General features: G+C 74.6%; 9 protein-coding genes. 4 read left to right on the top strand and 5 right to left on the bottom strand.

Features of this window, described 5'->3' with window-relative positions; translation table 11 throughout:
- Positions 1-65: 65 nt before the first annotated feature.
- The 4 genes from ACVWNX_RS06210 to zapE form a co-directional block, all read right to left on the bottom strand.
- A complete protein-coding gene (locus tag ACVWNX_RS06210) occupies positions 66-1,664 on the bottom strand; it encodes an alkaline phosphatase PhoX (RefSeq protein ID WP_454412866.1) in 1,599 nt (532 codons plus the stop codon).
- 384 nt (positions 1,665-2,048) lie between these two features.
- Positions 2,049-3,587 carry a SulP family inorganic anion transporter gene (locus ACVWNX_RS06205; protein WP_454412865.1) on the bottom strand — a complete coding sequence of 513 codons (1,539 nt, stop codon included), beginning with the start codon at positions 3,585-3,587 and terminating at the stop codon, positions 2,049-2,051.
- A 313-nt stretch (positions 3,588-3,900) separates the two neighbouring features.
- The gene (locus ACVWNX_RS06200) at positions 3,901-4,434 is read right to left on the bottom strand and encodes a hypothetical protein (protein ID WP_454412864.1); all 534 of its coding nucleotides are present in this window, start codon (positions 4,432-4,434) and stop codon (positions 3,901-3,903) included.
- A gap of 738 nt (positions 4,435-5,172) precedes the next feature.
- Entirely contained in the window at positions 5,173-6,270 is a 1,098-nt protein-coding gene (gene zapE / locus ACVWNX_RS06195) for a cell division protein ZapE (protein ID WP_454412863.1), read from the bottom strand.
- A gap of 37 nt (positions 6,271-6,307) precedes the next feature.
- Here zapE and ACVWNX_RS06190 point away from each other — a divergent pair, with 37 nt between their 5' ends.
- From ACVWNX_RS06190 to msrB, 4 genes are all read left to right on the top strand, one after another.
- The gene (locus ACVWNX_RS06190) at positions 6,308-7,132 is read left to right on the top strand and encodes a pyrimidine reductase family protein (protein WP_454412862.1); all 825 of its coding nucleotides are present in this window, start codon (positions 6,308-6,310) and stop codon (positions 7,130-7,132) included.
- A gap of 133 nt (positions 7,133-7,265) precedes the next feature.
- Complete coding sequence (locus ACVWNX_RS06185; RefSeq protein WP_454412861.1) at positions 7,266-7,739, top strand: indole-3-glycerol phosphate synthase; 474 nt, start codon at positions 7,266-7,268, stop codon at positions 7,737-7,739.
- A gap of 141 nt (positions 7,740-7,880) precedes the next feature.
- Positions 7,881-9,266 (top strand): UDP-N-acetylmuramate--L-alanine ligase, encoded by a 1,386-nt coding sequence (murC, locus tag ACVWNX_RS06180; protein WP_454412860.1) that lies wholly within the window; start codon positions 7,881-7,883, stop codon positions 9,264-9,266.
- Positions 9,267-9,334: 68 nt separating this feature from the next.
- Positions 9,335-9,742 (top strand): peptide-methionine (R)-S-oxide reductase MsrB, encoded by a 408-nt coding sequence (msrB, locus tag ACVWNX_RS06175; RefSeq protein WP_454412859.1) that lies wholly within the window; start codon positions 9,335-9,337, stop codon positions 9,740-9,742.
- Between the two features lie 180 nt (positions 9,743-9,922).
- On the opposite strand, the gene ACVWNX_RS06170 is transcribed toward msrB, so the two are convergent.
- The gene (locus ACVWNX_RS06170) at positions 9,923-11,998 is read right to left on the bottom strand and encodes an APC family permease (RefSeq protein ID WP_454412858.1); all 2,076 of its coding nucleotides are present in this window, start codon (positions 11,996-11,998) and stop codon (positions 9,923-9,925) included.
- Positions 11,999-12,164: the final 166 nt, after the last annotated feature.

The following is a 12,164-nucleotide window of genomic DNA, read 5'->3' as shown; positions in this document are numbered from 1 at the left end:
GGGCGATGCGCGCGCTGTTGACGTGGGCGGGTCCCGGCGGGCAACGGCGCGGTGGGACGGGAGCCTCAGTGCCAAGGGCCGGTGATCGCGAACGTGGTGCCCGGCGCGTAGCAGTTCACGTACATCGTCGAGCCGTGCGGGGAGAACGTCACCCCGGCGAACTCGCCCCACGCGGGCGCCTCCGGAGTGCCGACGTTCTGTCCGTTCCGGGCCATCGGGTAGACCTCGCCGTCGCGGGTTACCCCGTACACGTGCTGGCCTCCGCCACCGTCCTCACAGACCATCAGGCCCCCGCCCGGCGCGAGACAGATGTTGTCGGGCCGCTCGCCGGGCAGCTCGGGGTCGGTGCCGGGACCGAAGACCACGACCAGGGTGAGTTCCCGGCGCCGGGGGTCGTACCGCCAGACCTGCCCGTGGTGGTCGGCGGCCGCCCCCTCGCGGCTGCGCGCGTACGACGACACGAAGTACACATGACGGCCGCCCCAGTAGCAGCCCTCCAGTTTCTGGGCGTGGGTGACGCCCCCGGGCCCGAAGTCCTGCAGACGGACGGGTGTCCCGACCGCCAGCGGGTCGGGCACGTCCACCCACACGACCCCGTCGAGACGGGTGCCCGTCTCCCGCACGGAGGACAGGTCGGCGACACCGGGCACCCGCATGGCCTGGAGCCGTCCCCCCGCGCGCAGCGAACCGGTTCCGCCCCGGGGCCGGTCCGGCAGGAAGCGGTAGAACAGTCCGAAGGGGTGGCGGAACGCGTCCTCCGTCTCGTAGACGGTGCCGTCCCGGGGGTCGACCGCGACGGCCTCGTGGGCGAAGCGGCCCAGCGCGGTCAGCGGCTCGGCCCCGGTGCGGCGCGGATCGACGGGGTCCACCTCGAAGACGAAGCCGTGGTCCTCGGCGTACCCGTTGGTCCCGGCCCTGTCCTCGGTCTCCTCGCAGGTGAGCCAGGTCCCCCACGGGGTGGGTCCGCCCGCGCAGTTGACGGCCGTGCCCGCGAGGGAGACCCGTTCGTCCAGGACGGTGTGCCCGGGGCCCAGGGTGAGGGTCGTGCACCCGCCCTTGCCCCCGGGGTCGTACGTCAGCCCGGGGACCGTGGGGACCGGAGCGGTGGAGGTGGCCCGGTTCTCGTGGTTGCGGACCAGCCGGACGTGGTCACCGTTGCGGCCGGGGTCCGCGAAGGCGGCCATGCCGTCGTGACGTCCGGGAACCGTCCCCTCGCCGGAGAGCAGCGGCGCCCCCTCGCGGGACAGCACCCGGTAACGGAAGCCGCGCGGCAGGTCCAGCAGCCCGTGCGGGTCGGGGACCAGGGGGCCGTAACCGTGTTCGCCGAGGCCCTCGGGGCCATGCGCGACGGCGGTGCCGGAGAAGAGCGCGGAGAGGTCGCCCGTGAAGGCGACGCCGAGTGCCAGCGCGCCCGTGCGGGCCAGTACCCGGCGCCTGGTCGTCGCCCCGGCGGGACGGTCGGGACGGGCGGGAGGGGTGGGCTTGGTCGCCGGTGAGGTGTCCGTCCGGGGAGACGTCGGGGGCGGGGTGCCGTCCCCCGTGGACGCCGGGGACCCGTCCGGGGCGGCGGCGGGCGGGTGGACGGTGTCCGGGGCGGGAACCGGCACGGGCCGGGCCGGGACGGTGCGGGCCTTCGGCGGGCCGTGGTGCCGCGCGGGTGCCATGGGGGGACCTCCTGTGGGTGGACAGGATCGTGACGACGCGGAAGCGCCCCCGTGTGTAGCACGCCCCTCGTGGTGCGGGTACCGCTCCTGCCCCGTGCGGCGTGTCCGGTGGCGTGACCGTCGCGTCCCTCCCCGGTACGGAGGTGGCGTGTTGACCACCCGTCCGCCGTCGCGGTTCCGTCAGTGGCGGCCGGGACCTCCGAGACCGCCGGGACGGGCTCGTGGGGTGGGTGCGGCGGGATCGCCGTGACGGGGACCCACCGTGCGTCGGTGCGGAACCGTCGGGGGTGTGGCTCCGGGCGTGAGGTGCGGGGTGGGCTGGACGGTAGGGGTGGGGTCCCGGAAACCCGGTCCGGGAGCCCACCCTGAGGGGGGCTCAGCCCCTCACACCCGGTCCTTCGCCGGGGTCACGGTCACCTGCTCGGGGCCGCCCGCCCCGTGCCGCGCCGACCAGTTCTCCAGCGCGGTGCGGCAGGCGTGGTCGAGGTGGTGGAGACCGGAGAGGTCCAGCTCCACCGGCCGGTCGTGGGGCAGCGCCTCCAGAGTGTCCAGGATGCGCGGCAGCCGGAGGAACGTCGCGTTGCCCGAGAGCCTCGCCCTGACCGGCCCCGTGCCCGTGTCGTGGACCTCCAGCCGTACGTGCGACGCCTCCCACGCGGTCTTCACCACCGCCATCGCCAGCCCGATCAGGACCCCCTCGAACATGCTGACCGCCACGATGGACACCGCCGTGACGCCGAGGATCACCACCTCGCCCCGGTGGTCGCGCCAGAGCGGGGGCAGCGCCCGGACGGGGACGAGCTTGGCGCCCGCGTGCACCAGGACGCCCGCCAGCGCGGGCAGCGGGATGACCGCCAGCGCCGCCGGGAACAGCGCGGCGAACAGCAGCAGCCAGACACCGTGGAGGATCCGGGACGCCTTGGTCCTGGCACCCGCCTGCACGTTCGCCGAACTCCGGACGATCACCGCGGTCATCGGCAGCGCGCCGAGCAGCCCGCAGACGGTGTTGCCCGCGCCCTGCGCCATCAACTCCTTGTCGTAGTCGGTGCGTCGGCCGTTGTGCATCCGGTCCACCGCCGCCGCGCTGAACAGGGACTCCGCCGAGGCGATCAGGGTGAACGCGAGGATCGTGCCGAGGACGCCCGCGTTGGCCAGCGCGGCGAAGTCCCCGGCCTCCGGCAGCCGTACGGAGTCCAGCAGCCCGGTGACCTCGACCTTCGCCACGGGGAGCGAGAACGCCGCCGACGCCACGGTGGCGAGGGCGACCGCGGCGAGCGGCGCGGGGACGAACCGGGCCGCCCGGGGCACCCGCTTCCACACCACGAGGACGACGATCGTGCCGACCCCGAGCAGCAGGGACGCGCGGGCCGTGGCGGAGCCGAGCGAGTCGGCGAGCAGCCCGGGCAGCCCGGCGATCTTGTCGAGTCCCGCGGCGGGGGCGTCCGCCCCGGCCATCGCGTACGCCTGGCCCGCGATGAGGACCAGACCGATCCCGGCGAGCATGCCCTCGACGACGGACACGGAGATCGCACGGAACCAACGGCCCCAGCGCAGCGCGCCCATGAGGAGTTGGAGCAGTCCGGTGGCCAGCACGATGACGCCGAGCGCGGCCAGTCCGTAGGCCCGCACGGCCTCCAGGACGAGCACGGTGAGCCCCGCGGCGGGACCGGACACCTGGAGGCTGCTGCCGGGCAGCGCACCGGCCACCAGACCGCCCACGATGCCGGTGACCAGGCCGAGTTCGGCGGGGACGCCGGAGGCGACGGCGACGCCCACGCACAGCGGCAGGGCGACGAGGAAGACGACGACGGAGGAGCTGAAGTCCTGGCGGAGGGCGGGGAGTCCCGAGGTGAAGGGGGAACGGGGGGAGCCCGGGGGGCCGGCGGACGCGGGGCGCTTGACGCGCCTGTTGAGGGTGTTCATACGGATGCCTCCTGCGCGCTGCGGAGAGCGCGTGCGCGGTGCGTGTGGGGGAGATCGGGGGGCAGGCGTGTGGGGCGGACCGGGCGGACGGAACCGACCGGGCCGCGCGTGGGCCGAGTATGGAGGGCCCACGGCCGGGCCGATGACGGTTCGACGGTGGTCCGGCCCGGGGCCGGACGCCGGCCTCGGACCCGGTGGCGTCGCCGTGCCGCCTGATCCGGGGCGCGGCGGGCTCAGTGCCGTCGACGGCCCGGGTGCCCGGTGTTGAGTCTTTCGGGTGAACCGGCGCGGGGTGAACCGGCCGGTGGCGCGCTCAGCAGCGGAAGACCTGGAGGGCGGCGGCCCGTCCGGCAGGTCTGAGCCGGACCGCGGGCCATTCGGCGGAGGGCTCCCCGGCGGTCGGGGCCGTGGTCATGGCCGTGGCCGGGTCGGATCCGAGGGGGTCCGGGGCCAGCGGGCAGCGCGGTGCGTACCCTTCGCCCTCGTCGCCGCGGCAGCGGTCGCGGGCCCGCAGCATCCGTACCGGTTCCTCGACCGGCGGTTCGTGGCCCAGCCGGTCCTGGAGCGCGGCCCACCCGGCGGCCCGGGCCGGGGACGAGCCCCGGCCTTCGCCCCGGGCCGTCGTGGTGTCGGGCCCGCCGAAGCCGCCCGGACCGCCAGGGCCGGGTGCCGTGGCGGGGGAGACGGGGCAGGCCGACGGAGCCGAATCGGCTCCGGACCAGGTGCGGGCCACCCGTTCGGAAACGTGTGCGGTCGCCAACGGGGACACGGGCGTGAACAGGTGGAGGGAGAACAGCAGTGCCGCCAGGACGCAGGGGCGCAGCCCTGCGTGGAGGCCGTCACGCATGTGTTCACCTCCCCATCGGTCCTGCGGCGTGCGCTCCCGGAACGTCGGTGGAACGGGGCGCCGGTGTTCGCCGACCTCAACGGCCGGGACGGGGCACCGCGTTCCCCATGGCAATCTCCACGTTAACGGCCCGGCCCGCTTATGTGGTTACCGTGGCGTTGCGTGCGAGTGATCGACCGGAAATGATCATGTGAAGAGCGATGATGACTGAAAGTCGGGGGCGCGTGGTCTTATTGGCGCGCCTCCTAACGCTTCCGCGCGCCTTGTGGCCGGATCGCGCGCCGTCGGGGGAACCACCCGATTGGCGGAATCGGTCCGCAGCCGGGAGCCGGGAGCCGGGAGCCGGGAGCCGGGAGCCGGGAGCCGGGAGCCGGGAGCCGGGAGCCGGGAGCCGGGAGCCGGGCCGCGTCGCGTGCCGACACCGGCTGGACGGGGACCCCGTAGCGCCAGGGAGTCCGGGCGGCCCGAGGCGTCCCGTGGGAGTCGCCCGAAACGGGAGGAAGGGCGAAGGGAAGGGGGGAAGAGTCAGGAGGCGGACCGGTCGGCGGGGGAGGGCTCCACGCGGGAGCCCGGGAGCCGGTCGGCTGACCTTCGGGCAGCGTCAGTGGGACCTCGGGACTGCCCGGGGGCGCGGAAGCGACCTCGGGACGGACTCCGGGCGGTTCCGGATCTGCCCCGGCCCGCCCCCGGCCCGACCCTCGGCTCGTTCCCAGGCCCGACCCCCGGCCCGCCCCCCGGTCAGCCTTCGGCGAGCCCCCGGGCGTCGCGCGCCAGCGCGGTCAGCCGGGAGATGGCCCGGAAGTACTTCTTCCGGTACCCGCCCTTCAGCATCTCCTCGCTGAACAGCCGGTCGAAGGGGACCCCGGACGCCAGCACCGGGACCTCGCGGTCGTAGAGCCGGTCGGCCAGGACCACCAGCCGCAGCGCGGTCGACTGGTCGGGCACCGGTTCGACGTCCGTCAGGCAGACCGCCTTGAGGTCGTCCGTGAGCGCCCCGTACCTGCTCGGGTGCACCCGGGCGAGGTGCTCCAGCAGATGCGGGAAGCTGTCCAGGGAGGCTCCGGGCGTCCGGTACGCGGCCTTGGCGACCACCTCGTCGGAGTAGGGCGGCGGGGCCTCGGGCAGCCCCCTGTGCCGGTAGTCCTCGCCGTCGATGCGCAACGGGTGGAACTTCGCGGACAGCCCCTGGATCTCGCGCAGGAAGTCCGCGGCGGCGAACCGTCCCTCGCCCAGCTTGCCGGGCAGGGTGTTGGAGGTGGCGGCGAGCGCCACGCCCTCGTCGACCAGCTTCCCCAGCAGGGTGGAGACGAGGACGGTGTCCCCGGGGTCGTCCAGTTCGAACTCGTCGATGCACAGCAGGCGGTGCTCGCTGAGGGTGCGCACCGTCTGCTGGAACCCCAGGGCCCCCACCAGGTTGGTCAGCTCCACGAAGGTGCCGAACGCCTTCCGGTCGGGCGCTGCCGGGGTCGCGTGCCAGAGGGACGCCAGCAGATGGGTCTTGCCGACGCCGTAACCGCCGTCCAGGTAGACACCGCGCGGACCGGCGGGCGCCGAGGGCTTCGCCCGGCCGCCGAACCACCTGCGGCGGCCGCTCCCCGAGGCGTGCGCCCCGCCCAGCCCCGCGGCGAACGCGCCGAGCACCCGTACGGCCTCGCTCTGGCTCGGCTGGTTCGGGTCCGGGAGGTAGGTATCGAAGCGCACCGCGTCGAAGCGGGGCGGGGGGACCATCTCGGCGACCAGACGCTCCGCGGGCACCTGGGGCTCGCGTGCGCAGAGCGACAGAGGGGCCGCGTCGGGTATGGGGCTGAGGCCCGTGGCTGCGGTGGATGACGACACGATTCCCCACTTTAAGCGCCGTGCGAGACTGCGGGACATGCGACGCCTGTTCCCTGTGACCGACCAGACACCCGTCCGTCCGGCATCCGGCCGTCCGTCCGTTTCGTCTGGTGCGTCCGACGCGGGCGCCGGGGCGGGCGCCGACCGGGAGTGGACCCTGGACGAGCTGGCGGACGCCTACGCCTATCCCGGGGGGCCCGCCGTGTGGCTGCGGGCCAACATGGTCTCCACCCTCGACGGGGCGGCCCAGCACGACGGCCGCTCCCAGCCCATCTCCAGCGCCGCCGACATGCGGGTCTTCGGCACCCTCAGGGGCCTCGCGGACGCGGTCGTGGTCGGTGCAGAAACGGTTCGCCAGGAGGGTTACCGCCCCGCCCGCGCGCGGGAGGCGTTCGCCGCCCGCCGGGCCGCCGCCGGACAGGGCCCCGCGCCCGCCGTCGTGGTGGTGAGCGCGGGACTGGACCTGGACTTCTCGCTGCCCCTGTTCACCGAGCCCCTGGTGCCCACCCTGCTGGCCACCGGCGCGGGCGCCCCCGCCGACCGGCTGGCGGCGGCGCGCGCGGCCGGGGTGGAGGTGGTGATCGCCGGGGAGGGCGCCGCAGTGGAGCCCGCCCGGCTGGTCGGCGCCCTGGCGGAGCGGGGACTACGCCGTCTGCTCACCGAGGGCGGGCCCCGGCTGCTCGGCCGGATCGTCGCGGACGGGGTGCTGGACGAGCTGTGTCTGACGCTGTCGCCGATGCTCACCGCCGGGGGCGCCCAGCGGATCGCGGGGGGACCGTCCCTGGCGGTGCCGGAACGATTCGCCCTGGGGTCACTCCTGGAAGAGGGCGGCTTCTTGTTCGCTCGGTACCACCGAGGCTGACATTCGGCGGAATGATCTGTTCCGCTTAGCTTCCTGAGGGCAGACTAAAACTGGCAGACCCCGTGTGGTCACGGGGCAGGATGGTTTCCGCAGGGGGCCTCGGAGGGCCCACGGATGGAGAAGGGCGCCCGACGTGTTCACGAGCGTACTGATGATCGAAAAGGCCCTCACGTCCGTCGACGTGGAGTTCGTCACGACCCTGCACGGCGAGGAGGGCGCCACCTTCCACGTGCTGCTCCAGCCCCGGGGCGACCAGGCGGACCGGCTGCTGCGCGCCATCGACGACGTGGCCCTGGGCGAGCTGGAGGAGGCCGCCCGGGAGCGGGACACCCCCGAGGGCGCCGAGGCCGTCGCCCCCGCGCGTCAGGCCCTGGACGTCTCCCTGGCCGCCCTGCGCGCCGCGGGCTGCCGGGCCGAGGGGAAGCTGGTCGAGGACCATCCGCTGGACGCCCTGAAGGCCCTGGTGGACGAGGTCGGGGCGGACGAGGTGATCGTCCTGACCGACCCCCATTACGTGGAGGAGTTCTTCCACCGGGACTGGGCCTCGCGGGCCCGTCACAAGGTGGGCGTCCCGGTGCTGAAGCTGTTCTCCCACAGCAAGGCATAGGGTGGGGGCGCCCCGGCCGCCCCACCAGCGGCTCCGGGCACCCCGGGCACGGACCGCACACGGACCGCGGCACGCGCGCGGGGGCGTCCAGTGACGAGCGACGGCGCGCGGAGCGCCACCCCAGCACAGGGAGAGACACAGATGGCACCCGGCCTTCCCCCCGCCATGGACCGACCGCACTTCATCGGCGTCGGCGGCGCCGGGATGTCGGGCATCGCCAAGATCCTCGCCCAGCGCGGGGCGAAGGTCGCCGGGAGCGACGCCAAGGAGTCCGCGACCGCCGAGGCGCTGCGGGCGCTGGGCGTCACCGTCCACATCGGGCACGCGGCCGAGCACCTCGCCGACGACGCCAGCTGCGTCGTCGTCTCCTCGGCCATTCGCTCCGACAACCCCGAGCTGGCCCGGGCCGCCGCCCTCGGCGTCCCCGTGGTCCACCGTTCCGACGCGCTCGCCGCCCTCATGACGGACCTGCGTCCGCTCGCCGTCGCGGGCACCCACGGCAAGACCACCACCACCTCCATGCTGGCGGTCGCCCTGACCACGCTGGGCCTCGACCCGTCCTACGCCATCGGCGGCGACCTGGACGCGCCCGGCTCCAACGCGACGCACGGCGCGGGCGCCATCTTCGTCGCCGAGGCCGACGAGAGCGACCGCAGCTTCCACAAGTACGCCCCCGAGGTCGCCATCGTCCTCAACGTGGAACTCGACCACCACGCCAACTACGCGTCGATGGACGAGATCCACGAGTCCTTCGAGACCTTCGCCGCCCGGATCGTGCCCGGCGGCACCCTGGTCGTCTCCGCCGACCAGGAGGGCGCCCGCGAGCTGACCCGGCGGGTCGAGGGCGTGCGCGTGGTCACCTACGGCGAGTCGGCGGACGCCGACGTACGGGTCCTGTCGGTGGTCGCCCAGGGGCTCAGGAGCGAGGTCACCGTCCTCCTCGACGGCCGTGAGCTGACCTTCGGCGTCTCGGTGCCGGGCCGCCACTACGCGCTCAACGCCGTCGCCGCGCTCGCCGCGGGCGTCGCCCTGGGCGTCCCGGCCGACGACCTCGCGACGGCGATCGGGTCCTACACGGGCGTCAAGCGGCGCCTCCAGCTCAAGGGGGAGCGCGGCGGCGTCCAGGTCGTGGACTCCTACGCCCACCACCCCACCGAGATGACCGCCGACCTGGAGGCCATGCGCTCCGCCGTCGGGGACGGCCGCATCCTGGTGCTGTTCCAGCCGCACCTGTTCTCCCGCACCCAGGAGCTGGGCAAGGAGATGGGCGAGGCCCTGGCCCTCGCCGACGCCTCCGTGGTGCTGGACATCTACCCCGCCCGGGAGGACCCGGTGCCCGGCGTCACCAGCGCGCTGATCGTGGACGCCGCGCGGGCCGCCGGGGCCGAGGTGCGGGCCGCGCACGACAAGGAGACCGCCCCCGAGGTGATCGCGGGAATGGCCGCCCCCGGTGACCTCGTTCTCACCATGGGCGCGGGCGACGTCACGGACCTCGGCCCGCGCGTCCTGGACCGACTCGCCGGATAGCCGGACGGACCGCGCCGCCCGGGCGCCGGGTCCGCCCGGGCCCGGCCGACGGAAGTGAGGAACGAACCATGGCGTACGACATCGAGAAGCCGGACGAACAGTGGCGCGCCGAGCTGAACCCGGCGGAGTACGCGGTGCTGCGCCAGGCCGGTACGGAACCCGCCTTCACCGGTGAGTACACGGACACCAAGACCCGGGGCGTCTACGCGTGCCGCGCCTGCGGCGCCGAGCTGTTCACCTCGGAGACCAAGTTCGACTCGCACTGCGGCTGGCCCTCCTTCTACGACCCGAGGGACAGCGACGCGGTCGAGCTCCTGGAGGACCGCTCGCACGGCATGACGCGGACCGAGGTCCGGTGTGCCCGCTGCGGGTCCCACCTGGGGCACGTGTTCGCGGGGGAGGGCTACGCCACCCCCACCGACCAGCGGTACTGCATCAACAGCGTCTCGCTGCGGCTGACGCCCGAAGAGGGCTGATTCCCGGGGTGGGCCGAGCGACGGGGCGGGGGCGCCCGGACCGGGCGCCCCCGCCCCGTTTCCGTTCGCCCGGGTCCCGGCCTCCGGGCTCCGGGCCGAGGGCACTCCCCGGCGTACGGCGACCCGTCCCGCCTCCCGTGGCCCGTTCCCGTCGCCCGCCGTCGGGGCCCACGGGGACCGTCAGCCCACGTGGACCCGGGGCCGCCGCCGGGGGTCCGGCTCCGCGCGCCGCAGCACCTCCCGGGTCACCGGGGCCACCTCGCCGACCCCGAAGACCAGGAAGGCCAGCAGCTGGGGCACCGGGTGCCCCTCGGTCCAGTCGAAGTAGACGTGCGGCACCCGTCCCGTGCGGTCCCGCAGGGCCAGCAGCACCGCGGCGACGGAGTTGGGGACGGCGGCGGCGCGCACCCGCAGCCGCCGGACGCCGTGCTCGTGGTCCCCGTGGACGGTGACCTCCTCGGTGAAGTCGGAGGAGTCCCGGACGGAGACCTCCAGGAACAGCACCGGACGGTCACCGGGCAGCCCCGCCTCCTCCCGCTGGACGCGCTCCTTGGCGCGGTAGCGGGCGGTGCCGTGCCGCCGGGGGTCATGGGCGATCAGCCGCAGCGGTCCCGTCGCGGCGGCCTCGTCGACCAGTCGCAGCGCCGCCGCGTCGAAGACGACCCCCGAGGTGCGCAGCTCGAAGGCGCGGTGGATCCGGGAGGCGAACGAGGTCACCAGGATGACCACGATGAACAGCGAGGCGATCTTGATGCCGTCGGGCCGTTCGATCACATTGGCGACCAGGGTGTACGCGAACACCGCCGTGATCACCCCGAAGAGGACCGACGCCCGGCGGTCGCCCGCGCGGTGGGTGGCGACCGTGGAGGCGAAGGCCGCCGACAGCATCAGCACCAGGACGCCGGTGGCGTAGGCCCCGCTCTGCGCGTCCACGCTGGCCCCGAAGTACAGGGTGATCAGCACGGCGACGGCCATGAACAGCAGCACCAGCGGACGGACCGCCCGGGTCCACTCCGGGGCCATCCCGTACCGGGGCAGGAAACGCGGCACCAGGTTCAGCAGCCCGGCCAGGGCGGACGCGCCCGCGAACCACAGGATCGCGATGGTGGACACGTCGTAGACGGTGCCGAAGGCCGCTCCCAGGTGCTCGTGCGCCAGATAGGCGAGCGCGCGGCCGTTGGCGGGGCCGCCCGCCCGGAACTCCTCCTGGGGGATCAGCAGGGTCGTCGCCAGGCTCGACAGCAGCAGGAAGCAGCTCATGATCAGCGCGGCGGTGGTGAGCAGTCTGCGGGTGTCGCGGATCCGCCCCAGGGGACGCTCCTCGGTGTCGGTGGCGTCCCCGCGCACCTGGGGCATCACCGCCACCCCGGTCTCGAAGCCGGACATCCCCAGGGCGAGCCTGGGGAACACCAGCAGGGCGATGCCGATCATCGCCAGCGGCGAGGAGTGCTCGGCGGAGAGCGCGGACGTCCAGTCGCCGACGAGGGCCGGTTCCTCCAGGACCAGTGCCACGGAGGTGCCCACGACCACCACGTTGAGCGCCAGGTAGACGCCCACCAGGACGACCGCGACCCCGATCGCCTCCTTGAACCCCTTGAGGAACACCGCCCCCAGCGCGCCGACGAGGACGAGAGTGATGCCCGTGTTGGCGTCCCGCAGCCAGGACGGGGCGAAGGGGTTCTCCACGACGTGCGCCGCCGCGTCCGCCGCCGACAGGGTGATCGTGATCATGAAGTCGGTGGCCGCGAACCCCAGCAGGACCAGGACGAACACCTTCCCCTGCCACCACGGCAGCAGCCGTTCCAGCATGGCGATGGAGCCCTCGCCGTGCGGGCTCTCCCGGGCCACCCTCCGGTACACCGGCAGCGCCCCGCACAGGGTCAGCGCGATGAGCACGAGGGTGGCGACGGGGGACAGCAGCCCCGCGGCGAGGGCCGCGATGCCCGGCTGGTAGCCGAGCGTCGAGAAGTAGTCCACCCCGGTCAGGCACATCACCCGCCACCACGGCTGGCCCGCGCGTTCCGGGCGGGGCGCCGCGTGCGGACCCCGGTACTCGGCGGTGTGGGTGCTGAGCCCCTCCAGCAGCCAGGAGCGGAACCGGCCGCCGCTTCCCGCGCCCGTCCCGTCGTCCGCCGGGCCGTCAGGGCCGTCAGGGCCGCCGGGGCCGCCGGGGCCACCGGGGGAGCCCGGGGTGCCCGGACCGCCCGGGACGCCGTCCGGCGGGCCGGAGGGGGCGGCGGCCTCGGTGCCGGTCATCGACGGGTTCCTCCTGTCGCCTCCCGGTGCGCCGGGGGAGGGCGGTCGCCCCATGCTCACCCGGCCCCGCGCGCCCGGCGAGCCGGTGGCGCCCGTACGGGGACGCCGTACGGGGACGGTGTCCGATCGGCCGACGGGACCGTGCTCCGGACGGCACCCCGGTATT

This window comes from Streptomyces sp. JNUCC 64 (genome assembly GCF_054484115.1).
This window is presented reverse-complemented; position numbering and strand designations above follow the sequence as displayed.